The organism is Stenotrophomonas sp. YJH_SMC_29, from assembly GCF_059371235.1.
Genome location: NZ_JCAFUK010000021.1, coordinates 33,621 through 54,313, shown reverse-complemented (window position 1 = coordinate 54,313; position 20,693 = coordinate 33,621). Strand labels below are relative to the sequence as shown.

General features: G+C 65.5%; 18 protein-coding genes. 11 read left to right on the top strand and 7 right to left on the bottom strand.

The window, feature by feature from the left end:
- The first annotated feature begins 4 nt into the window (after nt 1–4).
- The 3 genes from clpA to AC5P9I_RS18850 all read left to right on the top strand — a co-directional run bounded on the left by clpA (nt 5) and on the right by AC5P9I_RS18850 (nt 3,041).
- Nucleotides 5–2,290 (top strand): ATP-dependent Clp protease ATP-binding subunit ClpA, encoded by a 2,286-nt coding sequence (clpA, locus tag AC5P9I_RS18860; protein WP_049467738.1) that lies wholly within the window; start codon nt 5–7, stop codon nt 2,288–2,290.
- 176 nt (nt 2,291–2,466) lie between these two features.
- Nucleotides 2,467–2,745: a type II toxin-antitoxin system RelE/ParE family toxin gene (locus AC5P9I_RS18855; RefSeq protein WP_049467735.1), complete on the top strand. Its 279-nt coding sequence runs from the start codon at nt 2,467–2,469 to the stop codon at nt 2,743–2,745.
- Nucleotides 2,746–2,753: 8 nt separating this feature from the next.
- Nucleotides 2,754–3,041: a HigA family addiction module antitoxin gene (locus tag AC5P9I_RS18850; protein WP_049412360.1), complete on the top strand. Its 288-nt coding sequence runs from the start codon at nt 2,754–2,756 to the stop codon at nt 3,039–3,041.
- Nucleotides 3,042–3,090: 49 nt separating this feature from the next.
- On the opposite strand, the gene AC5P9I_RS18845 is transcribed toward AC5P9I_RS18850, so the two are convergent.
- From AC5P9I_RS18845 to AC5P9I_RS18830, 4 genes are all read right to left on the bottom strand, one after another.
- On the bottom strand, nt 3,091–3,477 hold the full coding sequence (locus tag AC5P9I_RS18845; RefSeq protein ID WP_049467732.1) for a hypothetical protein: 387 nt from the start codon (nt 3,475–3,477) through the stop codon (nt 3,091–3,093).
- Nucleotides 3,478–3,679: 202 nt separating this feature from the next.
- Complete coding sequence (gene infA, locus AC5P9I_RS18840; protein ID WP_005409596.1) at nt 3,680–3,898, bottom strand: translation initiation factor IF-1; 219 nt, start codon at nt 3,896–3,898, stop codon at nt 3,680–3,682.
- Between the two features lie 86 nt (nt 3,899–3,984).
- The gene (aat, locus tag AC5P9I_RS18835; RefSeq protein ID WP_049467729.1) at nt 3,985–4,725 is read right to left on the bottom strand and encodes a leucyl/phenylalanyl-tRNA--protein transferase; all 741 of its coding nucleotides are present in this window, start codon (nt 4,723–4,725) and stop codon (nt 3,985–3,987) included.
- A gap of 65 nt (nt 4,726–4,790) precedes the next feature.
- Nucleotides 4,791–5,915: a GNAT family N-acetyltransferase gene (locus AC5P9I_RS18830; protein WP_049467726.1), complete on the bottom strand. Its 1,125-nt coding sequence runs from the start codon at nt 5,913–5,915 to the stop codon at nt 4,791–4,793.
- Nucleotides 5,916–6,107: 192 nt separating this feature from the next.
- Here AC5P9I_RS18830 and AC5P9I_RS18825 point away from each other — a divergent pair, with 192 nt between their 5' ends.
- Nucleotides 6,108–7,586, top strand: a complete 1,479-nt coding sequence (locus tag AC5P9I_RS18825) for an N-acetylmuramoyl-L-alanine amidase (RefSeq protein WP_049467723.1) — start codon at nt 6,108–6,110, stop codon at nt 7,584–7,586.
- A gap of 106 nt (nt 7,587–7,692) precedes the next feature.
- Here the strand turns inward: AC5P9I_RS18825 and trxB are convergent, their stop codons facing one another.
- Complete coding sequence (trxB, locus tag AC5P9I_RS18820) at nt 7,693–8,664, bottom strand: thioredoxin-disulfide reductase (RefSeq protein ID WP_005416486.1); 972 nt, start codon at nt 8,662–8,664, stop codon at nt 7,693–7,695.
- Nucleotides 8,665–8,897: 233 nt separating this feature from the next.
- Here trxB and AC5P9I_RS18815 point away from each other — a divergent pair, with 233 nt between their 5' ends.
- The 3 genes from AC5P9I_RS18815 (at nt 8,898) to lolA (ending at nt 14,018) form a co-directional block, all read left to right on the top strand.
- Nucleotides 8,898–11,258 (top strand): DNA translocase FtsK, encoded by a 2,361-nt coding sequence (locus AC5P9I_RS18815; protein WP_064238502.1) that lies wholly within the window; start codon nt 8,898–8,900, stop codon nt 11,256–11,258.
- A gap of 39 nt (nt 11,259–11,297) precedes the next feature.
- Entirely contained in the window at nt 11,298–13,229 is a 1,932-nt protein-coding gene (locus AC5P9I_RS18810; RefSeq protein ID WP_049467718.1) for a DUF3857 domain-containing protein, read from the top strand.
- Nucleotides 13,230–13,379: 150 nt separating this feature from the next.
- A complete protein-coding gene (gene lolA / locus AC5P9I_RS18805; protein ID WP_049467715.1) occupies nt 13,380–14,018 on the top strand; it encodes an outer membrane lipoprotein periplasmic chaperone LolA in 639 nt (212 codons plus the stop codon).
- 90 nt (nt 14,019–14,108) lie between these two features.
- On the opposite strand, the gene AC5P9I_RS18800 is transcribed toward lolA, so the two are convergent.
- Entirely contained in the window at nt 14,109–15,281 is a 1,173-nt protein-coding gene (locus AC5P9I_RS18800) for a hypothetical protein (RefSeq protein WP_049467712.1), read from the bottom strand.
- Between the two features lie 319 nt (nt 15,282–15,600).
- On the opposite strand from AC5P9I_RS18800, the gene AC5P9I_RS18795 reads away from it, so the two are divergent.
- Nucleotides 15,601–16,878 carry a replication-associated recombination protein A gene (locus AC5P9I_RS18795; RefSeq protein WP_231353070.1) on the top strand — a complete coding sequence of 426 codons (1,278 nt, stop codon included), beginning with the start codon at nt 15,601–15,603 and terminating at the stop codon, nt 16,876–16,878.
- Between the two features lie 96 nt (nt 16,879–16,974).
- Nucleotides 16,975–17,346 (top strand): DUF805 domain-containing protein, encoded by a 372-nt coding sequence (locus AC5P9I_RS18790; RefSeq protein WP_049467709.1) that lies wholly within the window; start codon nt 16,975–16,977, stop codon nt 17,344–17,346.
- A 72-nt stretch (nt 17,347–17,418) separates the two neighbouring features.
- Here the strand turns inward: AC5P9I_RS18790 and AC5P9I_RS18785 are convergent, their stop codons facing one another.
- The gene (locus tag AC5P9I_RS18785; RefSeq protein WP_049467707.1) at nt 17,419–17,793 is read right to left on the bottom strand and encodes a hypothetical protein; all 375 of its coding nucleotides are present in this window, start codon (nt 17,791–17,793) and stop codon (nt 17,419–17,421) included.
- A 349-nt stretch (nt 17,794–18,142) separates the two neighbouring features.
- Between AC5P9I_RS18785 and AC5P9I_RS18780 the strand changes: the two genes are divergently transcribed.
- Both AC5P9I_RS18780 and AC5P9I_RS18775 read left to right on the top strand, forming a co-directional pair.
- On the top strand, nt 18,143–19,171 hold the full coding sequence (locus tag AC5P9I_RS18780) for an alpha/beta hydrolase (protein WP_049467817.1): 1,029 nt from the start codon (nt 18,143–18,145) through the stop codon (nt 19,169–19,171).
- 122 nt (nt 19,172–19,293) lie between these two features.
- A complete protein-coding gene (locus AC5P9I_RS18775) occupies nt 19,294–20,670 on the top strand; it encodes a YncE family protein (protein ID WP_049467704.1) in 1,377 nt (458 codons plus the stop codon).
- Nucleotides 20,671–20,693 lie beyond the last annotated feature (23 nt).

Genomic DNA, 20,693 nt, shown 5'->3' with positions numbered 1-20,693 from the left:
ATCCATGTTCAGCAAAGACCTCGAACACACCATCGGCCAGTGCTACAAGCGCGCCCGTGAGGCCCGGCATGAGTTCATGACGGTCGAACACCTGCTGTTGGCACTGCTCGACAACCCGTCTGCCCAGGCCGTACTGAAGGCCTGTGGTGCCGACGCCGAACGCCTGCGCCAGGAGCTGGAGCAGGCCATCGAGGCCTCCGTGTCCCGCCTGGCCGAAGATGACGGCCGCGATACCCAGCCGACGCTGGGTTTCCAGCGGGTGCTGCAGCGGGCCGTTTACCACGTGCAGTCCTCGGGCAAGAAGGAGGTCACCGGCGCCAACGTGCTGGTCGCCATCTTCGGCGAAAAGGACTCCCATGCCGTCTATTACCTCAACCAGCAGGATGTGACCCGGCTGGATGTGGTCAATTACCTGTCCCACGGCATCGCCAAGCTGGGCGAGGAAGGCGAGCAGCCGTCCTCCTCCTCCGAGGGCGAGGGCCGCATGGAGGGCGGGGAGGGCGAGCCGAAGGGCGATGCACTGACCGAATTTGCCAGCAACCTCAACGAACAGGCGCGGTCCGGCCGCATCGATCCGCTGGTCGGCCGCGCCGACGAGATCGAGCGCACGATCCAGGTCCTGTGCCGCCGTCGCAAGAACAACCCGCTGTACGTGGGTGAGGCCGGCGTGGGCAAGACCGCCATCGCCGAGGGCCTGGCCCGCCGCATCGTCGAGGGCTCGGTACCTGAAGTGCTGGCCGACGCGGTGATCTACTCGCTCGATCTGGGCGCGCTGGTGGCCGGCACCAAGTACCGTGGCGACTTCGAGAAGCGCCTGAAGAGCGTGCTGACCGCACTGAAGAAGGTGCCCAACGCGGTGCTGTTCATCGACGAGATCCACACCATCATCGGTGCCGGCTCGGCCTCGGGCGGCACCATGGATGCGTCCAACCTGATCAAGCCGGCGCTGGCCTCCGGCGAGCTGCGCTGCATCGGCTCGACCACCTTCCAGGAATACCGCGGCATCTTCGAGAAAGACCGGGCGCTCGCCCGCCGCTTCCAGAAGATCGACATCGTCGAGCCGACCGTGGGCGAGACCTACGAGATCCTGCAGGGTCTGAAGTCCAAGTACGAGCTGCACCACGGCGTGACCTATTCGGACGAAGCGCTGCAGGCGGCGGTGGACCTGTCGGTGAAGCACATCGGCGACCGCCTGCTGCCGGACAAGGCCATCGACGTGATCGACGAGGCCGGTGCCCGCCAGCGCCTGCTGCCGGAAGGCCAGCGCAAGGAGCTGATCGACGTCGAGGAAGTGGAAGCGATCGTGGCCAAGATGGCGCGCATCCCGACCAAGCAGGTCAGTGCCACCGACAAGGACGTGCTGCAGCACCTGGAGCGCAACCTGAAGATGGTGATCTTCGGCCAGGACCCGGCCATCGAGACGCTGTCCTCGGCGATCAAGCTGGCCCGCTCGGGCCTGGGCAATCCGGAAAAGCCGATCGGCAACTTCCTGTTCGCCGGGCCGACCGGTGTCGGCAAGACCGAGGTGACCAAGCAGCTGGCGCTGCAGCTGGGCATCGAGCTGGTCCGCTTCGACATGTCCGAGTACATGGAGCCGCATTCGATCAGCCGCCTGATCGGTGCCCCTCCGGGCTATGTCGGCTTCGACCAGGGCGGCCTGCTGACCGAGAAGATCGTCAAGACGCCGCACTGCGTGCTGCTGCTGGACGAGATCGAGAAGGCGCATCCGGACATCTTCAACATCCTGTTGCAGGTGATGGACCGCGGCGTGTTGACCGATACCAACGGTCGCGAGGCCAACTTCAAGAACGTTGTACTGGTGATGACTACCAATGCTGGCGCGGCGCAGGCCTCGCGGCGTTCGATCGGCTTCACCAAGCAGGACCATGCCACCGACGCGATGGAGACCATCCGCCGCAGCTTCACCCCGGAGTTCCGCAACCGCCTCGATGCGGTGGTGCAGTTCCAGGCGCTGGGCTTCGAGCACATCCTGCGCGTGGTCGACAAGTTCCTGATCGAGCTGGAGATGCTGCTGCAGGACAAGCACGTCAGCCTGTCGGCCACGCCGACCGCGCGCGACTGGCTGGCCCACCACGGCTTCGACCCGCTGATGGGTGCCCGTCCGATGGCCCGCGTGATCCAGGACAAGATCAAGCGGCCGCTGGCCGACGAGCTGCTGTTCGGCAAGCTGGTCAATGGCGGCAAGGTGAGCATCGATGTGCGCGACGACGAACTGGTGGTCGAGACCCAGGCCGAACCGGAGCGCTTGCTGCCGGTCACGGTGGAATGAACTGACCTCCGTCCGGTTTCGACGGACCTGACATGACAAGGGCGGCTTCGGCCGCCCTTGTTGTGCTGGGCCTGTCGCCTGCGGCCTTGCTGGAAGGGTGCGAAGGCATCAATGCTGTTTCGTGAGCGCGATGGGGATTACTTCATTTGTATCGCGCAACGATACGGGATACAGTGATGATCATCGGCTTTCGCCACAAAGGCCTCGAGCGGCTCTACCGCTCCGGTATCAGCAGCGGGATCCGACACAGTCACACCAGCAGGGTATTGATGATCCTGTCGATCCTGGACGTGGCATCGGGTCCCGAGGATCTCGCCATGCCCGGATTGCGCCTGCACAAGCTGCGGGGCGACCGGAGGGGGCATTGGTCTGTGTGGGTCAATGGCAACTGGCGGATCACCTTTCGTTTCACCGGTGGCGATGTGGAGCTGCTGGACTACCTGGACTATCACTGAGGTTGCGCATGATTCATCACCACCCACATCCAGGGCAGACGATCAAGGCGATGGTCTTCGATCCGATGGATCTCTCTGTGACCGAAGCGGCCGAGCGCTTGGCCATGTCGCGGGTGGCATTGTCGCGGGTCTTGAACGGAAAGGCGGGCATCAGTCCTGATCTGGCCATCCGCCTGGAAATGGCCGGGGTCAGTACGGCGGCTTTCTGGATGGGGCTGCAATCCAATTACGACCTCTGGCTGGCGCGGCAGCACGAGCAGCCGCGGGTGCTGCCACTGGTTGCGCCTGTGCGGTGACAACCCTTCCTGACAAGGGCGGCTTCGGCCGCCCTTGTTGTACGCGACGTCAGCGGCTGCGCTGGCGGGCTTTCTTCTTGAAGGTGGCCTCGTCGATGGGTTCGACCTGCGCCACGGTGCAGCGGTTGGCGTCGGTGCGCAGCTGGCTGCGCCCGGCGGCGCACAGCAGGCCCTGCTGGCCATCGGTGAAGAAGCTCAGCTTGCGCGAATGGGCCGCAGCGGAGCAGTCGTCCTGGAAATGCACGACATAGTGGTCCTGGCCATTGCGCAGCAGGATGTTGCGCGAGGCGCCGGCGCGCACCAGCTGCTGGTCGCCGCCCAGTTGGATGCAGTCAGCGGCGTTCGCCGCAGCGGGGGTATCGGCGGCGCGCGCAGGCAGCGCGCTGGCGGACGCGACGAGGGCGATGAGCAGGGCGGTCAGCGAGGGCATGTTCATGGCGGGGCAGGGGATGGCGATCCGGACTGGATCGGTTCCTACGATGCCGCCGCGGATGCAGATGCGAATCTGCCGCAAGCAGGGCTGACCGACGTCACGGTGAGTTCGGTCACGATGACCTCCGGCAGGGCCGGATGGCAGGCATGACAAAAGGCCAGCAACCAGGGCTGGCCTTGTCGACGTGGCGCCAGGCGCCGACCGCTTACTTCATGCGGTAGGTGATACGGCCCTTGGTCAGGTCGTACGGGGTCATTTCAACCTTGACCCGGTCACCGGTGAGGATGCGGATGTAGTTCTTGCGCATGCGGCCGGAGATATGGGCAATGATCTCGTGCCCATTTTCCAGACGAACGCGGAAAGTGGTGTTCGGCAGCGTCTCGCTGACGGTGCCCTCGAACTCGATGGAATCGTCTTTCGACATGTAGTCCTGTGCGGTTCAGAAAACGGCCACGCTGGGCCTAAGGCGCAGTATTTTACGCGTGACCGGCCCAGCTTGCAAAGTTTGTGTTAACCCCCGGCCAAACGCCGAGCCGACAGGCGTCCCACCGCCTGCGTCCACGGGCCTTCACGGCCCTTGTCGCGCACCGCCAGGCGCACGTGATCCAGAAACGCCGCGCGCGGCAGATGCGTGGCGCCCATCCGCAGCAGGTGTGGATTCTCCACCTGGGCATCGATCAGCGGCCAGCCCCAGCCGCCAAGCGTGGCCGCCAACGCGGCCAGCGCGATCTTGGAGCCCCCGCTGGCACCGCTGAACATGCTCTCGCCGAAAAACACGGTACCGATCGCCACGCCGTAGATGCCGCCGACCAGCGTCTGCCGGTCCCAGACCTCGAACGAGTGGGCAAACCCGAGGTCGTGCAGCTGGCTGTAGGCCTCGATCATGGCCGGGCTGATCCAGGTGCCGTCCTGGCCGGGCCGCGGCGCGGCGGCGCAGGCGCGCATCACCTGGCCAAACGCGGTGTCGGCAGTGACCTCCCAGTCGCAGCCACGCAGCTGGCGGCGGAAGCGGCTGGACAGATGCACGCCATCGGTGCGGAACACCATGCGCGGGTCAGGCGACCACCACAGGATCGGTTCGCCCTCGCTGAACCACGGAAAGATGCCGCCCGCATACGCGTTGAGCAGGCGCGCCGGGTGCAGGTCGCCGCCCACGGCGAGCAGGCCGTCGGGCTGGCGCAGGGCGGTCTCGGCTGGGGGAAAGGGCGCGTCCGGCGCGTCGGCCAGGCGCCAGGGCAGCTGGCGGGTCATGCCGGCATTGTATTCGTCGCGGCCCCGCGCGAATGCCGCGGCAGATGCCCACCTTGGTTGGCAGGTCACCCGTCCGCGCGAAATGGGCTGTGCCCCAGCAGCTCCTGCCGGTACCGCCGCACATCCCGTCGCTCCTGCCGGCACCAGTCCTGCAGCGCTTCGGCAAAATCCGCGTCCGCCACCCAGTGCCGGCTGCGCACCAGGGTCGGCAGGAAGCCGCGCGCCAGCTTGTGCTCGCCCTGCGCGCCCGGCTCGAAACGGCTCAGGCCTTCGCGCAGGCAGTACTCGATGCCCTGGTAGTAACAGGCTTCGAAATGCAGGCCGGGCAGGGTGGCCCCGCCCCAGTAGCGGCCATACAGAGTGCTGCCGCCCCGCAGGCAAAGTGCGCCGGCAATCGGCTGGCCTTCCTGCTCGGCCAGGAACAGCACCAGCCCACGCCCGAGCGAGATCGCCAGATGGCGCAGGAAGGGCTCGGTCAGCGCCGGGGCATTGCCGTATTCCAGGAAGGTCTGCAGGTAGAAGCGGTACATCGCCTGCAGGTCGGCGCGGCTGGCCTCGTCGCCGTGCACCACGCGGAAAGTGATGCCCTGGCGGGTGACCTTGGCCCGTTCCTGGCGGATGTTCTTGCGGTGCTTGTGGTCCATCGCGGCGAGGAACTGCTCGAACGTTGCCCACTCGCCGGGGTTCTGCCACTGGAACTGCACATCCTCGCGCAGCAGCCAGTCCTCGCCGAACAGCGCTTCGTCCGCTGCGGTGTGGAAGTTGACATGGGCCGATGACACCTCCAGTGCCGACAGCGCATCACGCAACACCGACAGCAACGCGGCGCGATCTGAATCGTGACGGGCCAGCAGGCGCGGCCCGGTGACCGGCGAGTACGGTACCGCGCCCAGCCACTTCGGGTAGTAGTCGCGGCCATGCCGGGCATAGGCGTTGGCCCAGGCATGGTCGAACACGAATTCGCCGTGGGAGTTGGTCTTCAGGTAGCCCGGAATGGCGCCGATCAGGGTGTCGCCTTCCCAGAGCGTGAAGTGCCGGGGCTGCCAGCCCCAGTCCTCGCGGAGGCAGCCGTGCTGTTCCAGGCCTGAAAGGAAGGCATGGCTGACGAACGGGTTCTGGCCGTCGTGCAGGGCATCCCAATCGGTGGCGGGAATGGACTGAAGGGAGTGGAGGAAGCGGGTGGAGGGCATGGTTGGCAAGGATAGGCCAGGTGGATCGCGAACGGTGTTGGCGGAGCTGGGTTGGTTTGTTTCGGTTGGAGGTGAGGAGAATTTGAATTGTCCATCCGTGTGCGCTGGGTGCGGAATCGCCGGCGCACGGGTCGGCAGGGTGGCGGGGCGCTGCATGAGCGGCGCGCATCCCACCACATGGAGAAATCAACGATGAAGGGATTGAAGCTTGCAACTGCCGCGGTCGCGTGCGGCCTGATCTTTGCGCCGCCCGTGTTGGCTTCTGGAGATCAGCCGGCAAAAGTGCTTGAGGATCCAGGTGCCTACGCGGAGGTGGTTGCGCTGTTGGAGCGTGAAGCTGCGAACCAGCTGACGCGTCATTTGCAGGAGAGGGGTGAGCTGCGACAAATCAGCGTCAGCATCCGTCTGGATGTGAAGGCAAGATCGATGGTGATCAGCTTTGGGCCTGGATACCTTCCCGGCCCGGATCGCGGTTATGACGAGCTCTTCCTGATTCCGATGGCGTCTACGTTGAGGCACTACGCCGAGAAGTCGGGACTGGATGTGAATGATATTGACTTCCTGTTTGACGGAAAAACCCTTGAGGAATACTACCCCGAGGATCTGGCCGTTCCGCCGAAGACGAAAGAGAAGTCGACGCATACATCAGCTTTGGTGTCAGCAAGCCATGGCTACATCAGCTTGCATCCCAGCAGAGAATGGAAGTTCCAGCGCCCAGCGCCTCTCGGCATCCAGGAAGACACGCTGAGTCCACTGTTTGGTGACGAACTGCAAGGATTGATCGAACAACGTAGCGGTTTGACGGTGCACCGGGCACGCAGCCGCTCCACGGAACTCCATCCGGAGTCCGGGAAGCCATGGGAGCACATGTCATCCCGCTACCACCTCAAGGCGCTTTTCCCCGAACGCACCGACATGTGGAATGAGTTTCCGAACAGCCCAGAGTCTGCTCGCGAAAAGGAAGAGGACATACGGGCTCGTCCCAACTACGCAAACCATCTGGGTGTGGATGTGATGCTGAGCCTGCACACCAATGGCAGCGATTCAGCCAGCCTGCGTGGAACCGAGGTCTACTATCATCAGGACAAACCGCAGGACAAGGCGCTGGCGGATAGCATTCTCTGTGGGATGCGTGAAATCATCCGAGCGCAACCGGGCTATCGGGATTTCCCGATTCGCGAGAGTTCGACCTCGGCCAGGCACGGCGAGAACCGCATCGGGAAGATGCCCTCGGTGATCGTCGAAACCGCCTACCACTCCAATCCTGACGATGTGGCTGCCTTGCAGGATCCCGTCTTCCGCTCGGCGTCGATGAAAGGGGTGGAAAAGGGCTATCGCCTGTGGGCTACGGGAAAGACGTGCGAGCCCTTGGCGCTGCATCCGATTCCAGACACCGATGTGCCCGTTCAATCGGCCCGGGATGTCGAAGTCCGTTATGCCGGGAACCCCCAATATCCGTTGTCGGTGGAGCTCTCGCTGACGACCTGTTCCGAGGTGGGTGCGTGCTCCTCGTCGACGAGGACCTTTGATGATCCGATGCAACCGGTGGTGATCAATCTTGCCTGCAATGGCGTCGGCACGGGCGTCGCGCGCTGGAGTGCGCTCCTGAGGGACGCGGACGGGGTTGCGTCGGCACCTGTCGAGTTCTCGCAGGCGTGCGTGCGGACGTGAGGGTGGGCATGGCCTGGCACTCCTGAAAGCACGAAGGCCGGCGCTTTCGCGCCGGCCTTTGGTCTCGGTCGAGCATCGCTCAACGCAACAGAAGCAGGTTCGCTTCTCAGCTGGCCTTGCCCTGCGCGTCCAGATAGCGCTCGGCGTCCAGAGCGGCCATGCAGCCGAAGCCGGCCGAGGTGATCGCCTGGCGGTAGTGCTGGTCGGCCACGTCGCCGGCGGCGAACACGCCTTCCACCGAGGTCTGGGTGGCGTTGCCGCCCAGGCCCGAACGGATTTCCAGGTAGCCGTTGTTCATCGCCAGCTGGCCGTCGAACAAGGTGGTGTTCGGGTGGTGGCCGATGGCCACGAAGAAGCCGTGGGCGTCGATGTCGCGGGTGCTGCCGTCCAGGGTGGACTTCACGCGAACGCCGGTCACGCCGGCGTCGTTGCCCAGCACTTCCTCCACCTGGTGGTGCCAGACGGTCTCGATCTTGCCTTCGGCAACCTTCCTGAACAGCTTGTCCTGCATGATCTTCTCCGCCTTCAGGGTGTCGCGGCGGTGGACCAGGTAGACCTTGCGGGCGATGTTGGACAGGTACAGCGCCTCTTCCACGGCGGTGTTGCCGCCACCGACCACGACCACGTCCTGGTCGCGGTAGAAGAAGCCGTCACAGGTGGCGCAGGCGGAGACGCCGCGGCCCTTGAAGGTCTCTTCGGTCGGGATGCCCAGGTACTTGGCGGTGGCGCCGGTGGCGATGATCAGCGCGTCGCAGGTGTACTCATGGCTGTCGCCGATCAGCTTGAATGGGCGCTGCGACAGGTCGGCGGTGTGGATATGGTCGAAGATGACCTCGGTCTCGAAGCGCTCGGCGTGGGCCTGCATGCGCGCCATCAGGTCCGGGCCCATCAGGCCGTGGGCGTCACCCGGCCAGTTGTCGACCTCGGTGGTGGTCATCAGCTGGCCACCCTGCTGCAGGCCGGTGATGACGACCGGCTTCAGGTTGGCACGGGCCGCGTAGACGGCGGCGGTCCAGCCGGCCGGTCCGGAACCGAGGATGACGAGGCGCTGGTGGCGGGAGGGCAGGCTGGTGCTCATGTAAACTCGCGAAAAGGTAGATGGGACAAGGCGCTGGCGATGTTTGCGCAGCATCCTCGGCAGGTCATAGAGTGGCGGCTGGGGCAGGGCGATTCAAGCCGATGAACAGAACGCCGTCATCCAGCGGTGGTTTCGGCCCTGTCCGGACCCGGCCAGATGTCGCATAACTGAAAACTGACGCCGTCTCATTTATTATCAATCACTAACAGCGCATTCCAAAGGTATGGTCTAAGGTGGCGAAGCAGGTCCCTGAACGCTCCAAGTCGGACGACAGCAAGGCGTCACGTCGCACGGCCGCGGCGGCGACGACCGACAATCCACGCCGCCAGCGCCTCTGGCGCGACCTGGGCCTGATCGCCATCGCGCCGGCCCTGCTCTATCTGGCGGCCAGTCTTTTCACCTATTCAGCGACCGATCCGGGCTGGTCGCACACCGGCAGCGTGGTCGCGCCGGTGCACAACCTGGGCGGCCGTGCCGGCGCCTGGATCGCCGACGTGCTGCTGCAGCTGTTTGGCTACATCGCCTTCCTGCTGCCCATCGTGCTGGGCGCGCTGGCCTGGATCGCCATGTTCGGCCTCAAGCGCGAGAGCAAGGGCGAGAACGACCTGGATCCGGCACTGCGCCTGGTCGGTCTGGTCGGGTTCCTGATTGCCGGCACCGGCTTCCTGCATGTGCGCCTGTTCAGTGGCGATGTCGCCAGTGCCGGTGGCATCCTCGGCAAGCTGGTAGGCAATTCGCTGACGGTGGGCTTCGGCGCGCTGGGGGCCAACCTGTTCGTACTGGTGCTGCTGCTGGCCTCGATCACCCTGGCGACGGGGCTGTCATGGTTCACGGTGATGGAGAAGATCGGTCGCGGCGTGATGTCGCTGGCGCCGTTGCTGGAACGCAAGAAGGAAGAAGTCACCGAGTGGAAGCAGACCCGGGTGATGCGCGAGGAGCGCCAGGAAGTGCGCAAGGCCGACGCCGAGGTGCGCGCCAAGCGCGAGCCGGTGAAGATCGAGCCGCGTCCGGAGCCGGTGATCGAGAAGAGTGATCGGGCCAAGCGCGACACCCAGATTCCGATGTTCCGTGGCGTCAATGGCGATGGTTCCGACCTGCCGCCGCTGGCGCTGCTGGATGATCCCAAGCCGCAGCCGAAGGGCTATGACGAAGAAACGCTGGAAACGCTGTCGCGGCAGATCGAGTTCAAGCTGAAGGATTTCCGCATCGATGCGCAGGTGGTCGGCGCCAACCCTGGCCCGGTCATCACCCGTTTCGAGATCGAGCCGGCACCGGGCATCAAGGTCAGCCAGATCAGTTCGCTGGACAAGGACATCGCGCGTGGCCTGTCGGTGAAGTCGGTGCGCGTGGTCGATGTCATTCCGGGCAAGTCCGTGATCGGCCTGGAGATCCCCAACGTCACCCGCGAGATGATCTTCCTGTCCGAGCTGCTGCGCTCGAAGGAATATGACAAGTCGGCCAGCGTGCTGACCCTGGCGCTGGGCAAGGACATCGCCGGCCGCCCGACGGTGGCCGACCTGGCGCGCATGCCGCACCTGCTGGTGGCCGGTACTACCGGTTCGGGCAAGTCGGTGGCGGTCAACGCGATGGTGCTGAGCCTGCTGTTCAAGGCTTCGCCCAAGGACCTGCGGATGCTGATGATCGACCCGAAGATGCTCGAACTGAGCGTCTACCAGGGCATTCCGCACCTGCTGGCACCGGTGGTCACCGACATGAAGGAGGCCGCCAACGGCCTGCGCTGGTGCGTGGCCGAGATGGAGCGCCGGTACAAGCTGATGAGCGCAGTGGGCGTGCGCAACCTGGCCGGCTTCAACAAGAAGGTGAAGGAAGCCCAGGACGCCGGCCAGCCGCTGATGGACCCGCTGTTCAAGCCGAACCCGGAACTGGGCGAGGCGCCGCGACCGCTGGAGACGCTGCCGTTCATCGTCATCTTCATCGACGAATTCGCCGACATGATGATGATCGTCGGCAAGAAGGTCGAAGAGCTGATCGCGCGCCTGGCGCAGAAGGCGCGTGCGGCCGGCATCCACCTGATCCTGGCCACGCAGCGCCCGTCGGTGGACGTGATCACCGGCCTGATCAAGGCCAACATCCCGACCCGTATCGCCTTCCAGGTCAGCTCCAAGATCGACTCGCGCACCATCCTCGACCAGTCCGGCGCGGAAACCCTGCTCGGCCACGGCGACATGCTGTACCTGCCGCCGGGCACCGCGCTGCCCGAGCGCGTGCATGGTGCGTTCGTGTCCGATGACGAAGTGCACCGCGTGGTCGAGCACCTCAAGGCGATGGGCCCGGCCGACTATGTCGACGGGGTGCTGGACGAGGTGCAGACGATGGGCGACGGCGTGGTTGTCGGTGCCACCGGCCTGCCCGAGACCAGTGCGGCCGGCGACGAGTCCGACCCGCTGTATGACGAAGCGCTGCGGGTGGTCACCGAGACCCGCCGCGCCTCCATTTCCGGCGTGCAGCGCCGGCTGAAGATCGGCTACAACCGTGCAGCGCGACTGATCGAGGCCATGGAAGCGGCCGGCGTGGTCAGCCCGCCCGAGCACAACGGCGACCGCACGGTGCTGGCACCGCCGCCGCCGAAGTAAGACCCGAGGTATCCCCCACGACGTCCAAGGAACCGACGCATGCTTCACCCCGTACCAAGCGCGCTGGCACTGGCGCTGGCAGCCTTGCTGGCTGCCAGTCCGGCACTGGCAGAAACCGCCACCTCCGCGCCCGCCACGGCGCCGCCTTCCACCAGCGGCGATACCGAAGCCAGCAATAATTTCAGCATTGTCCGTTACCGCGCCGACTACCAGGTCCGGCCGGATGCGGGCAATGTGCAGACCGAAACCTACGAAGTGCTGCTCAAGACCAAGGCCTCGGTCGAGCAGTTCAGCCAGGTGCGGCTGAGCTACAGCGAGAAGATGGAAACCCTGGAGGTGCTTGGCGCCTACACCATCACCGCCGACGGCCAGCGCCGCGACGTGCCGGCCGATCGCATCTACACCCAGGAAAGCTACTCCAGCGCCTCGGCGGCGATGTACGCCGACCGCAAGGTGCGGGTGATCGTGTTCCCGAACCTGGCGCCGGGCACGCGGCTGTACTACCAGGTGCGCCGGACCCAGCTGACGCCGTACTTCCCGGGCTATTTCGGCCTGTGGGAGACCTTCAATGTCTTCACCGAATACGAGGACGCCGAGGTCACCCTGAGTGCGCCGGCCAACCTGCCGATGTTCATCGACAGCCGCGGCGTGCAGGGCAGCGATCGCCCGACAGTGAAGAACGGCCAGGCGCAGTGGCGCTGGCGCTACCAGCGGCGTGAGGCGATGCCGGCGCAGAACTGGTCGGCCGCCGGGTGGGAGTTCGGCCCGAACATCATGGCCAGCACGTATCGTGACTGGGCGCAGATGGGCCGCGCCTACCAGCGCAAGGCCGGGCCGGCGGCGCAGGTCACGCCGGAACTGCAGGCGCTGGCCGACCAGATCACCGCCGGCATCAGCGACCGCCGCGGGCAGGCCGATGCGCTGTACCGCTGGGTGGCGCAGAACATCCGCTATGTGGCGGTGTACCTGGGCAATGGTGGCCTGGAGCCGAACAGCGCGCAGAGCATCCTCGACAACCACTATGGTGACTGCAAGGACCATGTGACGATCCTGGAAGCGCTGCTGGCGGCCAAGGGCATCGCCAGTTCGCCGGTGCTGATCGGTGCCGGGGGCGGTCCGACGCTGCCGAAGATTCCGGTGCTGGGCCGCTTCAACCACGCCATCACCTACATCCCCGAGTTCGATCTGTACCTGGATTCGACCACGGCATGGGCGCGCTTCGGACAGTTGCCGGAAGGCGATCTGGGGGCGCCGGTGGTGCGCACCCGCGACGCCACGCTGGCGCGCACCCCGGCCAACACGCCCGATCGCAACGCCACGTCCATGGAAGTGCGCTTCACCTTCGACGCCAATGGCGACCTGCGCGGCGAGACGATTCCGAAGCTGGGCGAGAACGCCGAGATCGGCATGCGCGCGCAGTTCTCACAGCTCAACGCGCAGAACCGTGCGCGCGCTGAGGAGCAGATCATGGCCGCGTCGGGTTTCGACGGGCGGGGGCAGTTGCAGATCCAGGGCGTGCCAGGCGACCTGACCCGGCCCTTCGGCTATCGCATGGCGTTCCAGGCCGAGGATTACGCCGATTTCAGCGTGGCCGGGGGCATGGCCGTGCCGGACCCGCCGGGCGGCGAGTCGGTGCGCGGCCTATACGCCACTGCCTCGGCGCCGGCCAACGAAACGCCGTTCTACTGCAATGCCAGCCTGCGCGAGGAAACCTATCGCCTGCAGTTCCCGGCCAATGCACCGATCATCGCCATCCCGGCCAGCCAGCGTTTCGCCAACGCCGCCGGCGAGTACCGCGTGGACTGGAGCCGCGAGGGCCAGGACGTGATCGTGCACCACCGCTTGCAGCAGAATGCGGTGCGTGGCCCGGAGGCGCTGTGCCAGCCGCAGGACTATCCGGCGTTCCGCGCGCTGTATCGCGAAGTGCGGCGCGGCTTCCGTGGCCAGGTGCTGTACGGCCGGCTGAAGTAGAACCGTGCCCTGCGTGGATGAAGCCGCCTTCGTGCGTGCATCGCCGTTCGACGATCAGGGCGGCATAATGTCGCCCTGATCGCCCATTCAGCTTGCACCGGGCACACTCACATCCAACTTTCCTGGCCTGCGTGCCCACAGGATTTCCGCATGAACGTCCGCTTCCGCCGTTTCCTTGCTTCCACCACCCTGGCCGTGGCCTGCGCCGCCGCCGGCAGTGCCTGGGCTGGCGCCCGCGATGACCTCAAGGCTTTCACCAGCGGCCTGAAGGGCCTGGATGGCCAGTTCAGCCAGCAGGTGTTCGACAGCCGCGGCAAGGTGAAGGAATCGACCAGCGGCCGCGTGGCCCTGTCGGCGCCGCGCCTGTTCCGCTGGGAATATGTGCGCCCGCACGAGCAGTTGATCGTGGCTGACGGCAAGAAAGTCTGGATGTACGAGCCGGACCTGGAGCAGGCCACCGTGCGCGAGCAGGGCAAGGAAGAGCAGAACAGCCCGCTGACCGCGCTGATCAATCCGGCGCTGCTGGAACAGCAGTACGACGTCAGCGAAGAGGCTGCGCAGCGCGATGGCCTGCAGTGGCTGTCGCTGTCGCCGAAGCGCGAGACCGAAGCCAGCTTCCAGTACGCGGCGCTGGGCTTCAACGCGCAGGGCCTGGCCAAGATGGAAATCACCGATGCGGTTGGCCAGCGTACCGTGATCAGCTTCAGTGGCTGGAAGCGCAACCCGGGCTTCGCCGCCGGCACCTTCAGCTTCACCCCGCCGAAGGGCACCGACGTCATCGGTGATTGATCAGGGGGCCGGGCATGGCCCGGCGCTACCGGATCCGGTGGGTGCCAACCGTTGGCTGGCACGCTTGGGATCTGCCGGCCAGCGGCCGGCTCATCCGTTGTCCGGATGAACGATCACCTGCCACGCGGTGCCATCAAATCGAATCAGGTCCCAGGGCGTCAGCACCCACAGCACGCTACCGACGGAACTGATATCAACAATCGTTGCATCTCTCAGTTCTTCGGGGATGCCTTCCAGCAACGGTTCAACTGCGCCAGTTTCTAGACTGTATACGTAGAGGCCGCCATTCTCCGAGCCGATGTAAACCTGTTGCTTGTACTGGCACGCAGAGTTGAAGTTGATGCCTTCGCTGACGTCGTGGTGCAAGCACTCGAATCCAGTGGAGATGTCGCCCGTAACGATGGTGCCGTCCATGCCTACAAAGACCAAGCGGCCCTGGTCGGTCCTGCAAGCATGAAACAGCTCCGCAGTAGTGACTTGTTCGGGCACGGTCCAGCTCGAGCCATCCCAGTGCGCAATCAGGCCTTGGGAGCCGATTGCGTAGAGGTCAGCAAAGCCCGTTCCGCAGAGGTCGTTCACGCTGCCCATGCGGAACTCAGCGAGTAGCTGGTTGAATCGCTCATCCTCCCGGACATGGGTCATGTGGGCGCGCCAATCGGCGAATCTTCGGCGAAGCTCTGCGTCGCGTTCCATCGGATCTCGAGGAAGTGCGGGAGCATCGCCCAGTTCGAGCAGGTGGCCGAAATCTTCGAGCCAACTGTCGAAGTCATCCAGATCCGACTCGTCTTCGTCCTCCTCGCAGAAGGCAGTCGCGAATTGGGTTGGAAGCTGCCGCCATCCGCCGTCGCCCCGATGATAGATCTGTCCTCTTGTGCCCGCGCAGAAAAGGGCGTCGCCCAGCAGTCGCAAACGGGTAAGACCTCCGGGGAAGTCGGCGCCTTCAGCCGAGACGTACTCGATCGTTGCCCCGGCACGGGAGTAATCTTCCAGCTGCCCATAGAAATCCAGCGCAAGCACACGACGGGGGCGACCGCCTTCTTCCTCTGGGACAAGCTCTGTGGACATGACCTGGAAGTCCTGCAGGTCATGGTAGAACCACTCCTCTTTGGGGGTGCGGCCAAAGACGAACATGCGGGTGGGTGGGCCGGGATCCGGGTCGTAGTAGTCATGCCCGGGGCCAAGGGCGGCAGCCAGGTAGTAGATGTCCTCGTCGACAGCGCAACCAGCAATGAACTCAAGGAGATTGGATTCGGGATCGCGCACGCTTGGGTCCTAGATGGCTGGGTCTCTCAAATTTTCAGTTGCTGGAAACAGTACGCGGAACTGCCCAGTATGGATTCCTGTTGAATCAGTGACTTATCGACGAGGTGGCTTGCGCAGCTGCGGCTCATTTCCGACAGATTCTGGGGCTGCCGGCCAGCGGCCGGCACTACCCGATCATGGTCTGGTGCGGTGGGTGCCAACCTTGGCCGTCACGCGCTCGCGGTACAATAACCGCGTGCCAAGACATCGCTCCACTTCCTTCCCCGGTCCCGATCTGCTGAGCGTCGATCGGGAGCACCTGCGCCCGCTGGCCGAGCGCATGCGCCCTCGCACCCTCGACGAAATGGTCGGGCAGAAGCGCCTGCTGGCGCCGGACAGCGCGCTGCGCCGCGCGGTCGAATCCGGTCGCGTGCATTCGATGATCCTGTGGGGGCCGCCGGGCTGCGGCAAGACCACGCTGGCGCTGCTGCTGGCCGAGTACGCCGATGCGGAATTCCGTGCCATCTCTGCCGTGCTGTCCGGGCTGCCGGAGGTGCGCCAGGTGCTGGCCGAAGCCGCGCAACGCTTCGCGGAGGGCCGGCGCACCGTGCTGTTCGTGGACGAAGTGCATCGTTTCAACAAGGCGCAGCAGGACGCATTCCTGCCGCACATCGAGCGCGGCACGATCCTGTTCGTCGGCGCCACCACCGAGAATCCGTCGTTCGAGCTGAACTCGGCGCTGCTGTCGCGTTGCCGCGTGCATGTGCTGGAAGGTGTTTCGCCGACCGATATCGTCGAAGCGCTGGAACGTGCGCTGGGGGATCGCGAGCGCGGCCTGGGCGAAGAGCGCATCGAGGTCGCGCCCGAACTGCTGCTGGAGATCGCCACCGCCGCCGATGGCGACGTGCGCCGTGCGTTGACCCTGCTGGAGATCGCCGCCGAACTGGCGGGCGGGGAGGGGGGGCGCATCACGCCGCAGACCCTGACCCAGGTGCTGGCCGATCGCACCCGTCGCTTCGACAAGGGCGGCGAGCAGTTCTACGACCAGATCTCGGCACTGCACAAGTCGGTACGCAGTTCCAACCCGGACGCCGCACTGTACTGGCTGACCCGCATGCTCGATGGCGGCTGCGATCCGTCCTACCTGGCGCGCCGGCTGACCCGCATGGCCATCGAGGACATCGGCCTGGCCGATCCGCGCGCGCAGAGCATGGCGCTGGAAGCCTGGGACATCTACGAGCGGCTCGGCAGCCCGGAAGGCGAACTCGCCTTCGCGCAGCTGGTGCTGTACCTGGCCAGCACTGCCAAGTCGAACGCCGGCTATGCGGCCTTCAACCAGGCCAAGGCCGACGTGCGTCAGAGCGGTACCGAAGAGGTGCCGCTGCACCTGCGCAATGCGCCGACCACGCTGATGAAGGAGCTGGGCTATGGCGCCGAATATCAGTACGACCACGATGCCGAAGGTGGCATCGCGCTGGACCAGACCGGTTTCCCGGACGCGATGGGCGAACGGGTGTACTACAACCCGGTGCCGCGCGGCCTGGAAATCAAGCTGAAGGAAAAGCTGGACCGGCTGCGTGCCGAGCGCGAAGCGGCGCGGGCCGCGAAGGGCCGTTGAGCCGGCTTATGTGGGGTCGAGCCATGCTCGACGCTGCATTGTTCCCGCCGCCGGTCTTTGGCACACTGCGCGGCCACTTTTTCAAGGATCGATGCCGTGCAGGAAATGATTCTGCCGTTGAAGCGTTACGCCCAGTTCGAGGGTCGTGCCAACCGTCGCGAGTACTGGATGTTCCAGCTGTTCCTGTTGATCGTATCGGCCGTACTGATGGTGCCGCTCGTTGCCGGGCTGGTGATGCAGTCCGACGTCCTCGGCATTGCGTCGATCATCCTGTTCGTCGTGTTCTGGCTGGCCACCGTGCTGCCGGTCATCGCGGTGACCGTCCGTCGCCTGCATGACTGCAACCAGTCGGGTTGGATGTACCTGCTGGCCTTCATTCCGTTCGGTGGCCTGGTGATCTTCGTATTCGCGCTGCTGCCGGGCACGCCGCAGGAGAATGCATACGGTCCGGTGCCTTCGGGACCGTGACACGGCGCGAGTCGAGCGCGCCTCGACGCTACAGGGCAGCAGAATGAAGCCGGCATTTCGCCGGCTTCGTCCTTACTTGATGGTGCAGTCGCCGAAGGACAGGTAGTCGGTGCCCGAGCTGAACTGCAGCGTGCAGCTGGCGGTGAACGTCGCGCCTTCTTCCAGCGCGCCCAGCTTGGCCGCCTGCTGTTCGTCGTCGCTGGTCAGCCGGGCCAGCACATTGCCCTGGTCGTCGCCGGCCTCGATCAGCGGCTCGCCCGCCAGGTTGCTGGAAACGCTCAGGGCTACGGCAGTGAAGGTCACCGTCTGGTTGAGCTGGTCCATGCCCAGAGACGAATTGCCGGCTTCTTCAAAGGCCTGGTAGAGCGTTGGCAGGTCCTGTGCGGCATGGGCAGCCAGCGGTGCAAGCAGGCCGAGGGAAAGGGCGATCAGGGCGGTGCGCTTCAAGGTGTTCTCGCAGTCACGGGATCCATTCCCGTGGGTGGTGGTGACCTCCGCGTCATGCGCGGAGGATGGTCGGCAGATCCACGCCACGCGTGGAGGCGGGCAGCCATGGACAGGGCGCGGCCGATGGCTCGATCACCCATCCATCCGCAGCCCTGCGAGGGCGGGGCGCTCCTGCGCCCCGGCGCCTGGGAAAATAGTGGATCCGGTGTTTCCAGCGCAACCGGGAAAATGAACACATCGCGCGCGTGATACACAGCGTGACGTTTGATCTATGTGATAATCATTCGCGTTTAAGGTAGACTGCGGTCCCCTGTGAACCGGCGGCCCCGTGCCGCGTCTGCCGCCGCTGATGAAGCATTTCGTCCCGCCTTCGCGCCGTGGTCCGCTGGCCCGCGGCCTGGCCGCCCTGATGATGGCTCTGCTCCTGGTCACCTCGTACGCCCATGCCCAGCAGCGCAATCCGCTGCAGACGATCGGCCATACCGTGCTCGACGAGCCGGCGATCAGCTATCGCTTCGAACATTTCGTGGTGGACAGCCCGGACCAGCAGCGCCGTTGGCGGGTGAATCTCGCGATCCCGGTCAAGCCTGGCAAGGCGCCCTCGCCGGTGCTGTACGCACTGGATGGCAATGCGGTGGCCATGGTGCTGGACCAGCCGTTGCTGGCCGAACTGGCCGCGCGCAAGGCGCCACCGGTGCTGGTGCTGATCGGCTACGACAACGACCTGCGCATCGATTCCAAGGCGCGCACCCGCGACTACACCGCGTGGATCGACCGTGCCGACGACGAGGGCGGCACAACCCAGGCGGTCGGCGGTGGCGCCGCGGCCTTCCTGGATGTGATCGAACGCCGCATCAAGCCCGAGGTCGAGCGTCGCGCACGCATCGATACGCAGCAGCAAGCGCTGTGGGGGCACTCGCTGGGCGGGTTGTTCGTGCTCCATGCGCTGTACACGCGTCCCGCCGCCTTCCAGTCGTATCTGGCGGCCAGCCCCTCGCTGTGGTGGAGCCAGGGTGCGGCCCTGGGTGATCCGGAACAGCAGTTCGTGCAGAACGTGCACGGCCAGCAGGCCAGCCTGTGGCTGATGCTGGGCGGCGCCGAGCGCGTCGGCGATCGCGGCAAGCGTGACATGACCAATCCGCGCGTGGTGGCGCACCTGCGCCGTATCGGTGGCGCCACGCCGGACGCGGCAATGCAGTTGGCCGAGCGCTTGGGCAAAGTGCCGGGCCTGAGCGTGCGCTACCGGGAATTTCCTGGCCTGGGCCATGGCCCGATGCTGCCCGCCTCGTTCCACGCGGCGCTGCACGAGCTGTACGGCGTAACCGACCGTAGTACCCGCGATGGCGCACCCAATGGCGGTGACAACGCCGCCGAGTGAGCCGACCCGCACGCGATGCCGTGCGATCCCACCACCCAGGCGAGGCTGCCGGCGTGCAGCGGCCCAGGCAACCGATGAATCCCGCGCCACGTGGCGCGGCCTACGTGTGCAAGGAGCCTGCCATGTCGTTCCGTCCGTCTTTCCGTCTTACCACTCTTGCTGCCGGCCTGCTGCTGGCGGTGACCGCCACCGCGCAGCCGGTGTTCGACCAGCCGGCCAACGCCACCTTCAAGGGTGAGGTCGTCTCACGCGGTGAGAACGTGGTTCCCGGCAGCACTGCCGACGTGGTCGGCCGTGGCTTCGTGCCGGGCCAGAAGGTCAGCCTGCTGCGTGGCGACAGCGTGCTCAACGCGCAGCCGCTGGTGGTCGATGCCGATGGCAACTTCAAGACCCAGCTGAGCATCCCGACCGACGCGGTGCCGGGCACCCACCCGGTGGTGGTGCGCGCCAGTCAGCCGGCCGCAGCCACGGTGCTGAAGCTGCGCGTGTCGCCGCAGCTGCCGCTGTCCGGCCAGGCGCAGTTCGCCACCCAGTCCAGCAAGCTGGTGCCCGGCCTGTACCAGTCCGCCTACAGCGCCGCCAGCAATGCGGTGTTCGTGACCTCGGCGGTGGGGCGCCCGCCGGTGACCCAGTCGCAGCTGCTGAAGCTGGACCCGACGTCGCTGAAGGTGACCCAGGCGATCACCCCGGCGCAGGTGCCGGGCAACACCCATGGTGCGGTCTACGCGGTTTACGGTGTGGGCGTGGATGACACCCACGGCAACGTCTGGGTGACCAACACCCGCCAGAACTCGATCGCGGTCTATCGCCAGAAGGACCTGTCGCTGGTCCACCAGTTCCCGGCCGACACTGTGCCGCACGCGCGCGACGTGGTGGTCGATGGCACCCGCGGCAAGGTGTTCGCCTCGGCCACGGGTGAAGACCACCTGTCGGTGTTCGATGCCAGGACTTTCAAGGAACTGCCGCCGGTGACGCTCGAATCCGGCGTCGATGACGGGAAGTTCACCCCGATGAGCCTGGTGCTGGATGAGAAGGGCGGCAAGCTGTTCACCGTCAGCATCGGCACCCCGGAAGCGGCGGTGATCGATGTGGCCAGCGGCAAGGTCGAGAAGGTCATCGACCTCGGCAATTCGATCAGTGCCTCGGGCGTGGCCTTCGACGCGGCACGCAACCGCCTCTACGTGGCCTCGCAGGGCACCGACAACCTGCTGATCGTCGATGTGGCCGCAGGCAAGGTGCTGCACGACGTGCCGGTCGGCGCCGGCGCGCTGAACGTCGCCTTCGATGATGCCTCCGGCCTGGCCTACGTCAGCAACCGGGGCGCCGGCACGGTCACCGTGGTGAATGGTGACGGCAAGGTGGTTGCCAACCTCGATGGCGGCACGCTGCCGAACCATGTCCGCGCCGATGGCAAGGGCAACGTGTTCGCGGTGAACAAGTCGCGTGGCGCCGAAGATCCGAAGGGTGACCGCATCACCCGCATTACCCCGAAGCAGTAAGTCACAGGGCGGGGCGGCCTGCA